General features: G+C 66.7%; 18 protein-coding genes. 13 read left to right on the top strand and 5 right to left on the bottom strand.

The window, feature by feature from the left end:
- Positions 1-172 precede the first annotated feature (172 nt).
- A complete protein-coding gene (locus ACZK5G_RS21975) occupies positions 173-859 on the top strand; it encodes a hypothetical protein (protein WP_228756494.1) in 687 nt (228 codons plus the stop codon).
- 103 nt (positions 860-962) lie between these two features.
- On the opposite strand, the gene ACZK5G_RS21970 is transcribed toward ACZK5G_RS21975, so the two are convergent.
- Complete coding sequence (locus ACZK5G_RS21970; RefSeq protein ID WP_478464830.1) at positions 963-1,361, bottom strand: RidA family protein; 399 nt, start codon at positions 1,359-1,361, stop codon at positions 963-965.
- Positions 1,362-1,469: 108 nt separating this feature from the next.
- Here ACZK5G_RS21970 and ACZK5G_RS21965 point away from each other — a divergent pair, with 108 nt between their 5' ends.
- Positions 1,470-2,363, top strand: a complete 894-nt coding sequence (locus ACZK5G_RS21965; RefSeq protein WP_478464828.1) for a LysR substrate-binding domain-containing protein — start codon at positions 1,470-1,472, stop codon at positions 2,361-2,363.
- Positions 2,364-2,418: 55 nt separating this feature from the next.
- Positions 2,419-2,928 (top strand): DNA polymerase III subunit epsilon, encoded by a 510-nt coding sequence (gene dnaQ, locus ACZK5G_RS21960; protein WP_065198402.1) that lies wholly within the window; start codon positions 2,419-2,421, stop codon positions 2,926-2,928.
- 13 nt (positions 2,929-2,941) lie between these two features.
- On the opposite strand, the gene ACZK5G_RS21955 is transcribed toward dnaQ, so the two are convergent.
- Positions 2,942-4,156 (bottom strand): glycosyltransferase, encoded by a 1,215-nt coding sequence (locus ACZK5G_RS21955; protein WP_125893325.1) that lies wholly within the window; start codon positions 4,154-4,156, stop codon positions 2,942-2,944.
- 278 nt (positions 4,157-4,434) lie between these two features.
- On the opposite strand from ACZK5G_RS21955, the gene rpmB reads away from it, so the two are divergent.
- From rpmB to ACZK5G_RS21925, 6 genes are all read left to right on the top strand, one after another.
- Entirely contained in the window at positions 4,435-4,671 is a 237-nt protein-coding gene (rpmB, locus tag ACZK5G_RS21950) for a 50S ribosomal protein L28 (RefSeq protein ID WP_005411638.1), read from the top strand.
- Between the two features lie 10 nt (positions 4,672-4,681).
- Positions 4,682-4,849: a 50S ribosomal protein L33 gene (rpmG, locus tag ACZK5G_RS21945; RefSeq protein ID WP_170272460.1), complete on the top strand. Its 168-nt coding sequence runs from the start codon at positions 4,682-4,684 to the stop codon at positions 4,847-4,849.
- Between the two features lie 299 nt (positions 4,850-5,148).
- On the top strand, positions 5,149-6,567 hold the full coding sequence (cls, locus tag ACZK5G_RS21940; protein ID WP_100435485.1) for a cardiolipin synthase: 1,419 nt from the start codon (positions 5,149-5,151) through the stop codon (positions 6,565-6,567).
- Positions 6,568-6,612: 45 nt separating this feature from the next.
- Entirely contained in the window at positions 6,613-8,034 is a 1,422-nt protein-coding gene (locus ACZK5G_RS21935; RefSeq protein ID WP_478464827.1) for an FAD/NAD(P)-binding protein, read from the top strand.
- Positions 8,035-8,043: 9 nt separating this feature from the next.
- Positions 8,044-10,236: a DNA helicase II gene (gene uvrD / locus ACZK5G_RS21930; protein ID WP_478464825.1), complete on the top strand. Its 2,193-nt coding sequence runs from the start codon at positions 8,044-8,046 to the stop codon at positions 10,234-10,236.
- Positions 10,237-10,302: 66 nt separating this feature from the next.
- Complete coding sequence (locus ACZK5G_RS21925; protein WP_478464824.1) at positions 10,303-10,629, top strand: low molecular weight protein tyrosine phosphatase family protein; 327 nt, start codon at positions 10,303-10,305, stop codon at positions 10,627-10,629.
- A gap of 57 nt (positions 10,630-10,686) precedes the next feature.
- Here the strand turns inward: ACZK5G_RS21925 and ACZK5G_RS21920 are convergent, their stop codons facing one another.
- Positions 10,687-11,316 carry a hypothetical protein gene (locus ACZK5G_RS21920; protein WP_478464823.1) on the bottom strand — a complete coding sequence of 210 codons (630 nt, stop codon included), beginning with the start codon at positions 11,314-11,316 and terminating at the stop codon, positions 10,687-10,689.
- Between the two features lie 252 nt (positions 11,317-11,568).
- Here ACZK5G_RS21920 and ACZK5G_RS21915 point away from each other — a divergent pair, with 252 nt between their 5' ends.
- Entirely contained in the window at positions 11,569-12,123 is a 555-nt protein-coding gene (locus ACZK5G_RS21915) for a hypothetical protein (protein WP_478464822.1), read from the top strand.
- 48 nt (positions 12,124-12,171) lie between these two features.
- Here ACZK5G_RS21915 and ACZK5G_RS21910 read toward each other — a convergent pair whose 3' ends face one another.
- Positions 12,172-12,318 (bottom strand): hypothetical protein, encoded by a 147-nt coding sequence (locus ACZK5G_RS21910; protein ID WP_478464821.1) that lies wholly within the window; start codon positions 12,316-12,318, stop codon positions 12,172-12,174.
- A gap of 183 nt (positions 12,319-12,501) precedes the next feature.
- Between ACZK5G_RS21910 and ACZK5G_RS21905 the strand changes: the two genes are divergently transcribed.
- Positions 12,502-12,948, top strand: coding sequence for a universal stress protein (locus ACZK5G_RS21905; RefSeq protein ID WP_005411629.1), 447 nt, complete (start codon positions 12,502-12,504; stop codon positions 12,946-12,948).
- 134 nt (positions 12,949-13,082) lie between these two features.
- Here ACZK5G_RS21905 and ACZK5G_RS21900 read toward each other — a convergent pair whose 3' ends face one another.
- A complete protein-coding gene (locus tag ACZK5G_RS21900; protein ID WP_005411628.1) occupies positions 13,083-13,367 on the bottom strand; it encodes a DUF2782 domain-containing protein in 285 nt (94 codons plus the stop codon).
- A 98-nt stretch (positions 13,368-13,465) separates the two neighbouring features.
- Here ACZK5G_RS21900 and polA point away from each other — a divergent pair, with 98 nt between their 5' ends.
- Complete coding sequence (gene polA, locus ACZK5G_RS21895; RefSeq protein WP_478464819.1) at positions 13,466-16,240, top strand: DNA polymerase I; 2,775 nt, start codon at positions 13,466-13,468, stop codon at positions 16,238-16,240.
- A gap of 328 nt (positions 16,241-16,568) precedes the next feature.
- Complete coding sequence (locus ACZK5G_RS21890) at positions 16,569-17,048, top strand: DUF421 domain-containing protein (RefSeq protein WP_032129193.1); 480 nt, start codon at positions 16,569-16,571, stop codon at positions 17,046-17,048.
- Positions 17,049-17,060 lie beyond the last annotated feature (12 nt).

Genomic DNA, 17,060 nt, shown 5'->3' with positions numbered 1-17,060 from the left:
GGAGGCTAGCAAGCGGTTTTCGCCGGATACAATATCAATGGCCACCTCGGGAATTCGTCGGAACCTCCCGTTCAGGTGGCGTCCTGCACTGCGGATTGCCCTTGCACGGGCGGTCCATTGCACCTTGCAACGCCTTCGGTGACGATCGGGATTCGTCACCAGGGAGGGAACGATGAACGCACGCGTCGCTGCTGTTGGGCTGCTGATGGTGTTGGTCAGCCCCGCTGTCCAGGCTTCGGATGACGTCTACGTCGAGTTACTGTGGTCGCCGACACCCGCGGACGCCATCGCGCGATCAGTGGCCTACCAGTTCGTTGCCGATGGACTGCACGACCACCGCATCTGCGTTGCCGCCGGTGGAGAAGACGCCGATGTGGGCGGATTGGAACTCACCATTCGCGACGCCAATGGCGTTCGCATCTCGCAGGTCCGGCATGACGGTTTCCGTGGCCGCAAGACCTGTTTCCCAGCGGACCTTGGCACTGCGGGGACGGCCGGCACGTGGACGGTGGATGCCGTTCTTGGCGACGGCCGGACCGGCAAAGCCGCCGTTCGTGTCGATCACCGCTTGGAGGAGTCTCCGCTGTATCTAGGGCACGACGGCCCCTACGTTGCTGGCCGCCCGAACTACGACCCGTCCGTCCCGGCGGCCGAATGGGTGGGCAAGCTGGTCTGGGTGCTGGACGTGGATGCCGAAGGCAAGGTAACCCGCGTTGAAGTGGAAGTCGCCGAAGGCGTTGGCGAACGCTTGCGTGCCCGTGCAATGGCCGCTGGCTGGTTGAGCCAGTTCGGCCCTGACCCGGCGCGTGCGACCAAGCCATTGCGTTGGCGTCGGACACTGGAATTTGCTGCGGAATGATGGCCGCGCGGGGGCAGTGCCCTTCGTCTGGGTAGTGCCGGCCGCTGGCCGGCAACCTCACGAGCGCAGGCAATCGCCTGCCATCGCCGGCCAGCGGCCGGCACTACCGGTCTGCAGGCAGCTTCGCGATCACCTTGATCTCGAACTGGAACCCGTACAGCCAGGTCACGCCGATGCCGGTCAGGGTCGGGTGCGGCGCCTCGCCCCAGTACTCGGGCACGATCGCCCAGGCCTTCTCAAAGTTCTTCTCGGGGTCGACCAGGAACACGGTCACGTCGACCACGTCATCGAAGCTGCAGCCGGCGGCAGCCAGTACCGCATTGAGATTTTCGAAGGCGCGGCGCACCTGCGCTTCGAAGTCCGGCTCAGGCGAACCATCCTCGCGGCTGCCGACCTGGCCGGAAACGAACAGGAAGCCGTTGGATCGGATCGCTGGCGAGTAGCGGTTGCGCTCGTACAGGGTCTGGCGGCTGGCGGGGAAAACGACATCACGCTGTGACATGGGAAGATCCCGTGGGAGAGAACGCCCATCCTCCGCGCCAGCGCTGTCTGGATAAACCGCGATGATCGGCCTAGATTGATTGCCAATTCCAAACAATCATGGCCAGCCATGGACCGTTTCGAGGCGATGCGGGCCTTTGCCCGGGTAGTGGAGACCGGCAGCTTTACCCGCGCCGCGCACACCCTGCAGGTCAGCCGCACCACGGTCACCCAGCTGGTGCAGCAGCTGGAGGCGCACCTGCGGCTGCGGTTGCTCAACCGCACCACGCGCCGGGTCAGCGTCACCGCCGATGGCGCGGCCTATTACCCGCGCATCGCCCGCCTGCTGGCCGAGCTGGAAGAGGTGGAGGGCGGGCTGGGCGACGCGGCCACCCAACCGCGCGGACGCCTGCGCGTGGATGTGCCCGGGCCGTACGCGCGCTTGCGGCTGGTACCGGCGCTGCCGGATTTCCAGGCGCGCTACCCGGAGATCCAGCTGGACATCGGCGTGAGTGACCGCGAGGTGGATGTCATCGCCGACAACGTCGATTGCGTGATCCGTGGTGGCACCCCCGCCGACCCGGCACTGGTGGCGCGGCCGCTCGGCGCGCTGCCGATCGGCTTCCACGCCAGCCCGGGCTACCTGCGGCGCTTCGGCGTGCCGACCGACCCGCGCGCGCTGGAAGGGCCCGATCACCACATGGTCGGTTTCCTCAGCCCGCGCAGTGGCCGCGCCCGCGTGTTCACTGCACAGCGTGGCGATGAGCGCGTCGAGGTGCAGGGCCGCTATACGGTCGGCTTCGACGACGGCAACGCCTATCTGGCGGCTGCGTTGGCGGGGCTCGGCGTGGTGGCGCTGCCCAGCTACATGGCCGAACCGCACGTGGCGCGTGGTGAGCTGCTGCCGCTGCTGCGGGACTGGCAGCTGCCACCGATGCCGATGCATGTGATGTTCCCGCCCAACCGGCACATGAGCCAGCGGCTGCGGGTGTTCATTGATTGGGTGGTGGAAGCGTTGGGGTGAGTGCATCGGTCGCGTGCGAAAATCCGGCTGCACGTACTGGAGAACGCACACCCTGATGAGCCGCATCGTCGCACTGGATACCGAAACCACCGGCATCTCCCACCGCCTGGGGCACCGGGTGATCGAAATCGGTGCCGTCGAACTGATCGATGGCCAGCTCACCGGCCGCCAGTTCCACACCTACCTGCAGCCGCAGCGCAAGGTGGACTGGGGCGCGCAGCGCGTGCACGGCATCAGCGACGCGATGCTGGTAGGCAAGCCGCTGTTCTCCAGCAAGGCTGCCGAACTGCTCGACTTCCTGCGTGGCAGCGAGATGGTCGCGCACAACGCCACCTTCGACGTGGGTTTCCTGGACAACGAGCTGCGCCTGGCTGGCATCCCCGGCACGCTGGCCCAGCATTGCCGCATCACCTGCAGCCTGAAGCTGGCGCGCGGGCGCTGGCCAGGCCAGGGCAATAAACTGGACGATGTGTTGCAGCGCCTGCGCATTCCCAGCCAGCGCGGCCTGCACGGCGCGTTGAAGGATGCCCATCTACTGGCCCAGGTGATTCCGCATCTGCGCTGAGGCCTGGTCGCCGTTACATCGGCCGCAACCAGCGCTCGATCATTGCCACGCCACATGCCACCCCGTCCTCACTGCTCATCGCCACGCCCAAGGCCGCCGCGCGTGCGCGTGTTGCTTCGGTTGCAGCGAAGGTGATGGCTGCTGCCAGCGCTGCTGCATCCAGTCGCTTCGGTGACAACGGTGCCGGTGCTACGCCCAACCGATACAGGCGATCGGCCCAGAAGAACTGATCTGCGGCGAACGGCATCACCAGTGAAGGAATGCCGGCGCGGCAGGCCGAATGCGTGGTGCCGCTGCCACCGTGGTGGATGGCGAATGCGCAACGCGGGAACAGCGCTTCGTGTGGGGTCGGGCCCAGGACGAAGACAGAATCGGGCAAGCGCATCGCAGGCAGTCCCACCCAGCCGGGAAACAGCAGGACACGGCGCGGTGCCAACGCCTGCAGCAGGGCCGGCAACACGCGTTCGCGATCAAAGCCGGTCATGCTGCCGAAGCCCAGATAGACCGGCGGCGGTCCGGCGTCGAGGAAGGCCTGCAGATCGGCCGGCGGCGTCCAGGGCGCATCAGGAAACCGCCATTGGCCACAGACGATGTGGTCGGCCGGCCAGTCCGTCGGTGGCGGCAGCAGCTGCGGCGAGATGCCATAGAGCATCGGCAGGCCGGACCACAGCGAGCGGCGCGGCGATTGCCCCAGCTGCTTGCGGACCTCGTTGATCGGCTGGCGGAACTGGCGCCAGATCAGGCCGTTGACCAGCCCATAGCTGGCCCGGTTCAACCAGCCCGGCGAGCGTCCCGGCGGCAGGAACGGGGAGCGGAAGGCACGCGTCGGGGTCAGTGGAATCATGCCGGTCCCGATCACCGGCAGACCCCGGCGTTCGCCCACATTCATGCCGACAAAGGCCGCCAGCCCACCTGTCAGAATCGCGTCGCAACCCTCGGCCGCCGCGTCCGCCTGCCGCATCCAGCCAGTGACATGCTGCAGCGCCATCCGTGCCAGTCCGCTACTGGCGGCGGCAACACCGTTGCCACGCGAGACCAGCGCGACCACTTCGTCATGGATGTCACCTTCCAGGGACGCATGGGGCACATTCAGCGCCTGCGCGCTGCCCAGCGTGCCGCCATCGGCCAGCAGTGTCACCTCGTGGCCTGCGCCAATCAGCCCATGGCAGAGCATGGCCAGCGGACGCGTATCGCCTTCGGTTCCGTAGGTCAGGGCCAGCAGCCGCATGGAAAGCTCCGCAGTGAACCGGGCCAGTATGCCGGTTGGTGGGCTCCCGGCCCTCCCGGTTCAGTCCCGGCCTGTGGGTAACTTGCGCAAGTGCTTGAACCCGTGCATAATGCGCGGCTCGCTGTGTCCGGTTTTCTACCGGGCGGCGCCCCCGGGAGCACGTCCCCGGCCGCCCAACGCCAGCGTAACCCTTTGATTCTCTTGACGTGTGGTGGGCAACCATCGAGGCCGCCGTCTCCCGGGCTACGGGCTGACACAACTTACTATCGAGGTGCGCAATGTCCCGCGTATGCCAGGTTTCCGGCAAGCGAGTGCAGACGGGTAACAACGTCTCGCACGCCAACAACAAGACCCGTCGTCGTTTCCTGCCGAATCTGCACGAGCGCCGCTTCTGGGTTGCCAGCGAAAACCGCTGGGTGAAGCTTCGTGTTTCCGCGCATGCACTGCGCACCATCGACAAGAACGGTATCGATTCCGTTCTGGCTGAGCTGCGTGCGCGCGGCGAAAAGGTCTGAGGAGTAGACGATCATGGCAGGCAAGCGCGATAAGGTCCGTATGATTTCGACCGCTGGTACCGGTCACTTCTACACGACCGACAAGAACAAGAAGAACACCCCGGGGAAGATGGAATTCTCCAAGTACGATCCGGTCGTGCGCAAGCACGTCCCGTACAAGGAAGGCAAGATCAAGTAATCCGCAAGGATTGCTGATCCCCGCGAAGAAACCCGCCCTTGTGGCGGGTTTTTTCATGCCTGGCATCCAGATGGTGGGTGCCAACCTTGGTTGGCAACTTGTCCCGCCCCCGGTAGGTGTCGACCTTGGTCGACACGCTGTCCCTTCACCGGGTAGGTGCCAACCTTGGTTGGCACGCCGTCCCCACCCCCGGTAGGTGCCAACCTTGGTTGGCACACGGCTTCAAAGCAGTCGAGCGCGGCTCGACTCTACACACCCCGCTGGGCAGAATGGCCCATCACCTCCCGACGGGCGACGCGATGCTGTTCGAGTGGTTGCTGGGTTCCTACCTGCTGCTGATCGACTGGCTGATCCGGCTGGTCGCGCTGTGCTGGATCCCCACCCGCACCACGCCGGGGGCGGCGCGCAGCTGGCTGCTGCTGGTCGGCTTCGTGCCGCTGCTGGGCCTGCCGCTGTACCTGCTGTTCGGCCACCCGTGGCTGTCGCGCGAGCGCATCCGCCGCCAGGCCGAGGCCTCGCAGGTCATCCGCGAGGAACAGGCGCTGCAGCATCGCCTGCGCTGGACCCCGCAGCCTGACACTGCCTGCGCCGAGATCGTGCCGCTGGTGCAGCGCCAGGGCGATTTCATGCCGGTGCACGGCAACGCCGTCGATCTGCTGACCGACTACGACGAGTCGCTGCACACGCTGATCGCCGACATCGACCAGGCTGAAGACCGCGTGCACCTGCTGTACTACCTGATGTTCGATGACGCGGTGGGCGAGGCGGTGGTCGAGGCGCTGCAGCGCGCAGCGGCGCGTGGTGTGCAATGCCGCGTGCTGCTCGACGCAGTGGGTGCCAAGCGTGGCCTGCGCGCCTATCGCAAGCGCCTGGAAGCGCGTGACATCGAAGTGCGCGCGATGCTGCCCGGTGGCCTGCGCTGGCGCCGCAGCGGGCGCATGGACCTGCGCAACCACCGCAAGATCGCGGTGATCGACAACGAAGTGGCCTATGTCGGTTCGCAGAACCTGGCGGGCCCGCAGTTCGTGCCCGGCCACCCGAACCGCGAACTGGTGGCGCGCGTGCGTGGCCCGGCGGTGGCGCATCTGGAAGCGGTGTTCGCCAGCGACTGGTACATGGAGACCGGCCAGCGCCTGGACGTGATCGCCGATGTGCCCGAATGCAGCGACGACATCGCCACCCAGCTGCTGCCCAGCGGCCCGGCCTACCCGTACAGCAACGCGCGTGATGCGGTCGCGGCACTGATCCACCTGGCGCGGCGGCGGCTGGTGATGGTCACGCCGTACTTCGTGCCGGACGAAGCCACGTTGAGCGCGCTGCGCATTGCGGCGTTGTCCGGCGTGCAGGTGCAGCTGATCCTGTCGGCCAGCAACAACCAGCGGCTGACCTCGTGGGCGCAGGAGGCGTACTACGACGAACTGCTGCGCTGTGGCGTGCGCATCGCCCTGTACGAACCGCAGTTCCTGCACGCCAAGCACATGAGCGTGGACGAGGACATCGCCGTGCTCGGCTCGATCAACATGGATATCCGCTCGTTCGCGCTGAATGCCGAGATCGGCCTGATCTGCTACGACCGCGCGCTGGTGCAGCAGTTGTGCGAGATCGAGGATGGCTATCTGCGTGAGTCGCGGCAGCTGGACCTGCAGCAGTGGCGCAGCCGCCCCACGTGGCGGCGCAGCCGCGAAGGCATCGCACGGCTGGCCGATGCGTTGATGTAAGGCAATGCCGGCCGCCCGCTTCGGCAATCCGGCCTGTCATCGCCGATGGCCTACAATCGGCACATGACTGATTCACCGCGTAATGGCGAACTGGACCTGGCAATCATCGGTGGTGGTGCGGCCGGGGTGCTGGTGGCGATCCAGGTACTGCGCCAGGCCAAGGCGCCGCTGGCGCTGGCCATTTTCGAACCCGCCTCGCAGCTGGCGCAGGGCATCGCCTATGCCACGCCGTGGCCGGAGCATCTGCTGAACGTGCCGGCGGCGAAGATGAGTGCGTTTGCCGACCAGCCCGGCGATTTCCTCGACTACCTGATGGCCGCCAACGCCTACCCGGGCGAGGCGCGCGAGGTGCTGGGCGAGCGTTACGTGTGCCGCCACTACTTCGCGGCCTACCTGCAGCAGCGCCTGCAGGACGCTGCCGCAGCCAGCCCGGCGCAGCTGCAGGTGATCGCGCAGCCGGTACTGGGCCTGCAGCCGGATGACCACGGCTACCAGCTGACGCTCGGCGATGGCTACACGCTGCACGCCGCGCAGGCGGTGCTCGCCACCGGCAACAGCATGCGCCCGCTGCCGGTGGCCGGTGCCGATGCGCTGGCTGCCGACGATGTGATCGAGGCCTGGGACTACGACGGCGTACGCACTCTGGCCGGCGAACAGGCTGTCGCCATTGTCGGGTCCGGCCTGAGCATGGCCGACACCGTGCTGGCGCTGGTCGCTGCCGGCCACACCGGCACGCTGCATGTGATCTCGCGCCATGGCCTGCTGCCGTTGCCGCATGCGCATGGCGGCCTGCCCACGTTCGACCCGGCCACGCTGCTGCCGATGAACCTGCGCCAGCGCCTGCGCGCGTTGCGCGGGTTCGCACGCCAGTCACATGCCGACGGCCTGCCGTGGCAGGGCGTGATGGACCGCATCCGCCCACACGGCCAGGCGCTGTGGTACAGCCTCGACGAGGCCGACCAGCGTCGTTTCCTGCGCCATGTGGTGCGCTATTGGGACGTGCATCGCCACCGCATCGCCGAAGAGGTCGATGAACAGCTGCAGTCCCTCCAGGACAGCGGCCAGCTGCATATCCACCGGTCCCGCCTGCAACGCGTCTGGCGCGAAGATGATGTTCTGCGGCTGTCTGGCCGCGATACCTCCGGCAATGAGCAGCAGTGGACGATTGGCGGCGTGATCAACGCCACCGGCGTGGAAACCCGCGCCAGCGCACTGCGCAATCCGTTGCTGCAGCAGCTGCAGGCGGACGGCATGGCGCGCCCCGGTCCACATGGGCTGGGCCTGGACAGCACGGTGCCGGGCGACCGTCTGCGTGCCGCTGGTGGACAGCCGCAGGCGCGGCTGGGCGTGCTCGGCAGCCTGCGCATCGGCAGCCTGTGGGAAAGCCTGGCGGTGCCTGAACTGCGTCAGCAGGCGCAGGCACTGGCAACCCAGGTGGTCGCAGGAGCCGCGACGGCGATGCCGTAAAATGGGGGCATGGATGTCTCCCACCTGCTTGATGGCCTGAACCCGGCCCAGCGCGAAGCCGTCTCCGCTCCCCCCGGCCACCACCTGGTGCTGGCCGGTGCCGGTTCCGGCAAGACCCGCGTACTTACCCACCGCATTGCCTGGCTGCATGAAGTCGATGGCGTGCCGACCCACGGCATTTTCGCGGTGACCTTCACCAACAAGGCGGCCGGCGAAATGCGCCACCGCATCGACGCACAGCTGCCCAATGGCAGCCGTGGCATGTGGATCGGCACCTTCCACGGCCTGGCCAACCGCCTGCTGCGCCTGCACTGGCAGGATGCGAAGCTGCCGGAAGGCTTCCAGGTGATGGATTCGGACGACCAGCTGCGGCTGGTCAAGCGCGTGGTGCAGGCGCTGGAACTGGATGACGGCAAGTACCCGGCCAAACAGATCGCGTGGTGGATCAACGCGCAGAAGGACGAAGGCCGCCGCCCGCAGCACATCCAGCCCGAGCCGCACGACGCCTGGCTGGAAACCATGCGCCAGGCCTACATCGAGTACCAGGCACGCTGCGACCGCGCCGGCCTGGTCGACTTCGCCGAGCTGCTGCTGCGCGCGCACGAACTGCTGCGCGACAACCCGGCCCTGCTGGCGCACTACCGCGCCCGCTTCCGGGAAATCCTGGTGGACGAGTTCCAGGACACCAACGCCATCCAGTACGCCTTTGTGCGCGTGCTGGCCGGCGATTCCGGCCACGTATTCGTGGTCGGCGACGATGACCAGGCCATCTACGGCTGGCGCGGTGCCAAGGTCGAGAACGTGCAGGGCTTCCTGCGCGATTTCCCGGGCGCACAGACCATCCGCCTGGAACAGAACTACCGCTCCACCGCCAACATCCTCGGCGCCGCCAACGCGGTCATCGCGCACAACCCGGACCGCATCGGCAAGGAACTGTGGACCGACAGCGGCGACGGCGAGCCGATCGACTTGTACGCGGCGTACAACGAGATGGACGAGGCGCGCTACATCGTCGAGCGCGCGCGCCAGTGGGTGCGAGACGGTGGCAGCTATACCGAAGTGGCCGTGCTCTACCGCAGCAACGCGCAGTCGCGCGCGCTGGAAGAGGCGCTGCTAAGCGAACAGGTGCCGTACCGCGTGTACGGCGGCATGCGCTTCTTCGAACGTGCCGAAATCAAGGATGCGCTGGCCTACCTGCGCCTGCTGTCCAACCGCAACGATGACGCGGCGTTCGAGCGCGCGGTCAACACGCCGACGCGTGGCATCGGCGACCGCACGCTGGACGAAGTGCGCCGCGAGGCGCGCGCGCAGGGTATTTCGCTGTGGGAAGCGACCATGCTGGTCACCCAGGGCAGCGCGCTGGCCGCACGTGCGCGCAATGCGCTGGCCGGCTTCCTGGTGCTGGTCAACGAGCTGCAGGCGCAGACCCTGCACATGACCCTGGCCGAGCGCGTGGACCACGTGCTGGCCCGCTCGCAGCTGCGCGAGCACTGGAGCAAGGAAAGCCGCAACGCGCTGGACTCGGAATCGCGCACCGACAACCTCGACGAACTGGTCTCGGTGGCCTCTCGCTTCGTGCGTCGCGCCGACGACATCGAGGAAGTGGGCGAGGACATGGACGAGCTGGTCGCATTCCTGGCCTACGCCGCGCTGGAGGCTGGCGAGGGCCAGGCGCAGGCGGGCGAGGAAGGCGTGCAGCTGATGACCCTGCACTCGGCCAAGGGCCTGGAGTTTCCGCTGGTGTGCCTGGCCGGCCTGGAAGAAGGCCTGTTCCCCAGCGCACGTTCGCTGGAGGAAAGCGGGCGGCTGGAAGAAGAGCGCCGCCTGGCCTACGTCGGCATCACCCGCGCGCGCCAGAAGCTGGTGCTGAGCTACGCCGAATCGCGCCGCATCCACGGCCAGGACAACTACAGCCTGCCGTCGCGTTTCCTGCGCGAGATTCCGCGCGAGCTGCTGCACGAAGTGCGCCCGAAGGTGCAGGTCTCGCGGCCGGCCTCGATGGGCGCCAGCCGGGTGATGGGCCATGCCTCGATCGAGGCGCCGCCGCTGAAGCTCGGCGCGCTGGTCACCCATCCCAAGTTCGGCGAAGGCATGGTGACCGACTACGAAGGCAACGGTGCCCACGCCCGCGTGCAGGTCGAGTTTGCCGATGCCGGCAGCAAGTGGCTGGTGATGGCGTATGCCAACCTGACGGTGATCTGATCACCGTTCAGGGATCGGATCCCTTCTCCGTTGGAAAAGGGATCCGACCCCCATTAGGCTGCGCTCATGACCCGCAACGTGCTCTTCCTCTGCAGCCAGAACCGCCTGCGCAGCCCGACGGCCGAGCAGGTGTTCGCCGATTGGCCAGGCATCGAGACCGCCTCGGCCGGGCTGCTGGCCGATGCCGAGGAAGTGCTCAGCCCCGAGCTGCTGCAGTGGGCCGATATCGTATTCGTGATGGAGCGCGCCCACCGCAACCGGCTGTCCAGCCGTTACAAGGCATGGCTGAACGGCAAGCGGGTGATCTGCCTGGATATTCCGGACGACTACGACTACATGGGCCCGGTGCTGGTGGAGTTGCTGAAACGCAAGGTCACGCCGTTCCTGCGTTGAACGTTGGTGGTGTGGAGCCGGGCATGGCCCGGCTCTACAAGCAGGAAGGGCAGTGCCTCAGTCCTGCGCCCTGGAGGCGGCTGCCGCATCCTGCGCGGACATGCTCTGCTTGAAGCTCGCCGTGAAATCAGTGACGGCACGCTCCAGCGCTTTCTCCCAGTTTTCCGGCGAAACCACCTGGAACACGTTGGTGCCATGGCCCTTGGCGGTGAACGAGCGGGTCCGGTCTCCGTCGTGGGTGGTCACCTCGACGGACAGATCCGCGACCATCTGCTGCGCCCACCCTGCGGCGCGCCAGAAGTTGAAGGGTGCCCGGACCGCAAACTCATTCATCGATGCTTCCAGGCGAAGGCATTGCGCATCGCACTGGTCGGCGGTGCGATAGCCCATGTTGCGCAGCGCCTGGATGATGATCTCGCGGGTCTTTTCGGACGCCGTGGTGGATTCCAGTACGAGGTTGAAGCCATTGCCCTGGCGGATCTCTCCGCCCACATTCCTGGCCCTCTCAGATGCCGGGACAAGCGAAAGGAATTCCGACCGACGATTGTCGCGTACGGGGGCGACCACGACCGTGGTGCCCTGCTCGGGATTGACCCGGATGTCGGGCACGTTTACTCGGACCACTTCCGTGCGGATGCCGCAGCCGGTGAGGAGCAGCAGCAACGAAAGGCCAATGATCGACTTCATGTATTCCCCCTGTTGGAATGGTGTCCTTGCGGCGCGCATTATCGCGCGAGCCACTCCACCGCGGGCGGGTTTCCGGCCGGAAAGGCAGTCGAGCATGGCTATGCCGGTCGTCCTGACCGGCCCCTTCGGGCCGTCGCAAGCGACGTTGGCAGCGGCTCCTGCCGCTACCTTCGGCTCTACAGGGGTGCGCAAAGGGCAGCCGAGCATGGGCTCGGCTCTACAATAGAAGCCACACCTTCCAGGAACGCCCCCATGACCGACCCCACGCTGCAAGTCACCGTGAAGTTGAACGCCAAGCTGCAGCCCGAGCATCGTCATGAGCTCTTCGAGGATCCGCTCGATGCGTTGCTGCAGGCGGCCGAGGTCGGCGGGATCACTGGCGGTGGCACCGCGATGTCCGACGACGGCGAGGTCGAATACGGCGACATCGAAGTGGCGCTGGTGGACGCTGCAGGCGTGCCGAAGCTGATCGACCTGCTGGAGCAGCTGGGCGCGCCGAAGGGTTCGCAGCTGCAGGGTGCGGGCGAGGCCGACCGCAGCTTCGGCGTGACCGAGGGCCTGGGCATCTACCTGGATGGCCTGACCCTGCCGGACGAGGTCTACGAGCAGTGCGATTCCAACCACGTGTTCGAACAGCTGTCGGAGAACATCGACGGCCTGGGCGAGATCTGCAGCTGGTGGCAGGGCCCGACCGAGACCGCGCTGTACATGTACGGTGAATCGTTCGAAGCGATGCGTGATGCGATTGCTGAATTCGTCGGCAGCTACCCGCTGTGCCAGAACGCACGCGTGGTGCAGATCGCCTGAAGGTAGGGGCGCTGTAGAGTCGAGCAAGCTCGACTCTACGGCAGCAGGTTATCGGCAGGCTGACTGCCGGGCGTTGTCTCGCAGCGCCATGTCCTTGCCGATCTGGTAGCCGCCGAACAGCACCGCCAAGGCGATGATCGCGGCGACCATGATGGACTTCTGGGAACTCCAGACGGGCGGCTTGTTGTCCTGCATGTCGGTCGTCCTTGGGCGCGGCAGTGCGCCGCCCGCCGAGCATGCGCCGCCTGACCGGTGCGTGCAAGCGGGCGGTGCGCACGCCCCTGCACGGCGCCGGATTGATTCTGCTCAAGGCACGGCCTGCACATCCGGTGTGCAATGGTGTCGTTCCCATCTGGCAGACCGCCACGGAGCCCCACCATGTACAAGCGCATCCTGATTGCCACCGACGGATCCGAGCTGGCCGACAAGGGCCTGGCCAAGGGTCTGGAGCTGGCCAAGGACCTCAACGCCGAGGTCGATATCGTGACCGTTTCCGAGCCGTGGGCCGTCGGCATGTACGACGCCATGGGCTGGAGCGTGGGCTACATGAACAGCCCTGAATACAAGGCCGACCGCGAGGAAGGCGCGCAGAAGGTGCTGCAGCCGGCGCTGGCCAAGGCGGCCGAGCAGGGCATTACCGCCAACCCGGTGCACGTGCTGGACCGCTATGCGGCTGACGGCATCATCGAGACCGCCGGCGAGCGCAACAGCGACCTGATCGTGATGACCTCGCATGGCCGCCGTGGCGTGACCCGTGTGCTGCTGGGCAGCCAGACCGCTGAAGTGCTGGCACGCAGCACGCTGCCGGTGCTGGTCATCCGCTGATACAAGCGTTCCCGGGGAGGGGACCCGACGCCGGCCGCAGGATGCGCGCCGGCGTCATCTTTTGTAGGGCCGGCAGGGGCCCATCCACGTATGGCGTGGATCTACTGAAGCGCAGGGATCCGACCCCGGTCACATCACCAGCTGTACAGCTTCCAGTACACCGGCGACACGCCGTCCTTGTCGTTGTCGAAACGGCCATCGCCGTTCTTGTCGTACATATAGAACGGGGCACCGCGCGACGGGGTCACTTTGACCATGCGCAGCTGGCCGGACACGCGGTATTCCTCGATGACATCGCCGTTGTCCATGGTGCGCTTGGACACATCCGCGCCCTTGACGTCCACCGGGGGAGCGCCCGCGCCACCCATGCTGGCGCAGCCAGCGAGCAGGAGCAGGGAAGCCAGCATCAGGGTCTTCATCGGCGGGGGCCTTTGCCTGGAAAGAGCCTTGATTATGCCCCATCGCCGCGGCTGTGCCGTGTCGTCGCAGTGCAGGCACGGGCGCGTAGAATCGACCCATGAGCAGATTAGTCCTGATCGACGGGTCCAGTTACCTGTACCGCGCGTTCCACGCGCTGCCGCCCCTGTCCAATGCACAGGGCGAACCCACCGGCGCGCTGTTCGGCGTGGTCAACATGCTGCGCTCGACACTGAAGGAGCGTCCGGCCTACGTGGCGTTCGTGGTCGATGCGCCGGGCAAGACCTTCCGCGATGACCTGTATGACCAGTACAAGGCCAACCGCCCGCCGATGCCCGACGAGCTGCGCAGCCAGGTCGAGCCGATGTGCCGCATCGTCGAAGCGCTGGGCATCAGCATCCTGCGTGTTCCCGGCGTGGAAGCCGACGATGTGATCGGCACGCTGGCCCTGCAGGGCGTGGCGCAGGACCTGAAGGTGACCATCTCCACCGGCGACAAGGACTTTGCCCAGCTGGTGCGGCCGGGCATCGAACTGGTCAACACCATGACCGGCAGCCGCATGGATTCCGATGCCGCAGTGATGGAGAAGTTCGGCGTGCGCGCCGACCAGATCATCGACCTGCTGGCGCTGATGGGCGACACCGTCGACAACGTGCCGGGCGTGGAGAAATGCGGGCCGAAGACCGCCGCCAAGTGGCTGGCCGAGTACCAGCACCTGGACGGGGTGATGGCGGCCGCGCCGACCATGAAGGGCAAGATCGGCGAGAACCTGCGCGCCGCGCTGGAGCGTCTGCCGCTGAACCGCGAGCTGGTGACCATCCGCACCGACGTGGAGCTGGACGCCAGCCCGACCACGCTGGCCCTGCGCGAGCAGGACGTGCCGGAGCTGACCGAGCTGTATGCGCGCTACGGCTTCACCCAGGCGCTGAAGGAGCTGGGTGCACCGCTGCCGGCGCCGACGGCCGCCAGCGAAGCCACCCCAAGCCTGCGTGGCACCGCTGCTGGCTTCGCCCGTGGCAGCGCCGAGGCACCGGCCGCCGGCACGCTGGATCCGGCGCTGGCCGCACCGGGTGAATACGAGACCGTGCTGACCGTCGAGCAGCTGCAGGCCTGGGTCGAGCGCCTGCAGCAGGCGGACCTGATCAGTTTCGATACCGAAACCGATGCGCTGGACGCGATGCGTGCGCGCCTGGTGGGCATCAGCCTGGCGGTCGAGCCGGGCAAGGCCGCCTATATTCCGGTCGGCCACGATTACCCGGGCGCGCCGGCGCAGCTGCCGATGCAGCAGGTGCTGGACGCACTGCGCCCGGTGCTGCAGGACCCGGCGAAGAAGAAGCTGGGCCAGCATGGCAAGTACGACCTGCATGTGCTGCGCCGCCACGGCGTGGAGGTGCAGGGCTACCACGACGACACCATGCTCGAGAGCTTCGTGCTCAATTCCACCGCCACCCGCCACGACATGGATTCGCTGGCCCTGCGTTACCTGGGCTACAACACCATCAAGTTCGAGGATGTGGCCGGCAAGGGCGCCAAGCAGATTCCGTTCTCGCAGGTGGGCATCGACGAAGCCAGCCGCTATGCGGCCGAGGACGCCGACATCACCCTGCGCCTGCACCGCGCGCTGCAGCCGCAGCTGCTGGCCGAACCGGCGCTGGACAGCGTGTACCGCGACATCGAGATGCCGCTGGTGCCGGTGCTGACGAGCATCGAAGCCAATGGCGTGCGGATCGACACCGATGAACTGCGCCGGCAGAGCCAGGACCTGTCCTCGCGCATGCTGGCCGCGCAGCAGAAGGCCACCGAGCTGGCCGGCCGTAGCTTCAACCTGGATTCGCCCAAGCAGCTGCAGGCGGTGCTGTTCGATGAGCTGAAGCTGCCGGCGGTGGTGAAGACCCCGAAGGGCCAGCCCAGCACCAATGAAGAGGCGCTGGAGGCGATCGCCGACCAGCACGAGCTGCCGCGGGTGATCCTGGACTACCGGGGCCTGGCCAAGCTGCGCAGCACCTACACCGACAAGCTGCCGGAGATGGTCAACCCGGACACCGGCCGGGTGCATACCAGCTACCACCAGTCCGGTGCCGCCACCGGCCGCCTGTCCTCGTCAGACCCGAACCTGCAGAACATCCCGATCCGCACCGAGGATGGCCGCCGCATCCGCCGTGCGTTCATCGCCCCGGAGGGCTTCCAGCTGCTGGCGGCCGACTATTCGCAGATCGAGCTGCGGATCATGGCCCACCTGTCCGAGGACCCGGGCCTGGTGCGTGCCTTCGAGCAGGGCGCCGACGTGCACCGCGCCACCGCCGCCGAGGTGTTCGGGCGCACGCTGGAGGAAGTGACCCCGAACGAACGCCGCGCGGCCAAGGCGATCAACTTCGGCCTGATGTACGGCATGAGCGCCTTCGGCCTGGCGCGCAACCTGGGCATCGACCGTGGCCAGGCGCAGGACTACGTGGCGCTGTACTTCAGCCGCTACCCGGGCGTGCGTGATTTCATGGAGCGGATGCGCCAGCAGGCCCGCGACCAGGGCTATGTGGAAACCCTGTTCGGCCGCCGCCTGTACCTGAACGACATTCATGCACGTAACCAGGGCCTGCGCGCCGGTGCCGAGCGCGCCGCGATCAACGCGCCGATGCAGGGCACCGCCGCCGACATCATCAAGCGTGCGATGGTGGACGTGGACCAGTGGCTGCGTGACAGCGGCGCGCCGGCACGGATGATCCTGCAGGTGCACGATGAACTGGTGTTCGAAACCGAAAGCAGTTTCGTCGAGGAGTTGCGTTTGCAGGTGGTCGAGCGCATGTCGCAAGCGGCCAAACTGCGGGTGCCGCTGGTGGTCGATACCGGCATCGGCAACAACTGGGACGAAGCACACTGAGGGTGTTTCAGGCCGAAAACGACGTGAATTCGTTCATTCGTCAGAGGTTTCTGACTCGATCATGAATGTTGCCCTGATGGAGGTTCATTAAATTGGGCCCCTTCACGAACCGTTAGTGTTCGGAGTGCTTCTATAACTCTCGACAGGCGCAACGCCTGTTGTGGATCTCTCCCATCCCCTGGAGCAGATCTCGGAACGGGGACTCCTCCCCAAGTGCCCGTTCCCCGGCCCCGTTGACCTCCCCCTGGTCAGCGGGGCTTTTTATTTGTGCCGTTGCCAGATGACGTGGCCTGCGCCACGCTGGGCCACCGCTCCGCAGGGGAAGACAATGCCCGACCTGTTCGCACTGGCGATGCCGTGGTGGGAGTTCATCCTGCGCGCGGTGGTGGTCTATGTCGTGGTGCTGGGCATGGTCCGGCTCAGCGGCAAGCGCCCGCTGGGGCAGATCACCCCGTTCGACGTACTGCTGGTGGTGCTGCTGGGCAATGCCGTGCAGAACGCACTGCTCGGCACCGATACCTCGCTGGGCGGCGGCCTGCTGCTGGCGGCCACCCTGATCCTGCTCAACTACGGGGTGGGCTGGGTGAGCACCCGCAGCCGGCGCATCGAGCGCCTGGTGGAGGGAGAACCGGTAGTGATCGCGCGTGATGGGCGCCTGTTCGACGCCGTTCTGCGCCGTGAGCAGGTCACCCGCGCCGATTTCGAGGCCGCCATGCGCCAGCAGGGCTGCCTGGGCGTGGAGGATGTCGAGCTGGCCCTGCTGGAGATCAACGGGCACATCACCATCATTCCCAGGAAGAGCACCTGACGTGTAGCGTCG

The organism is Stenotrophomonas sp. 62841_Sma, from assembly GCF_056482945.1.
The sequence above is the reverse complement of the archived record's forward strand: the minus strand, read 5'-3'. Positions and strand labels throughout refer to the sequence as shown.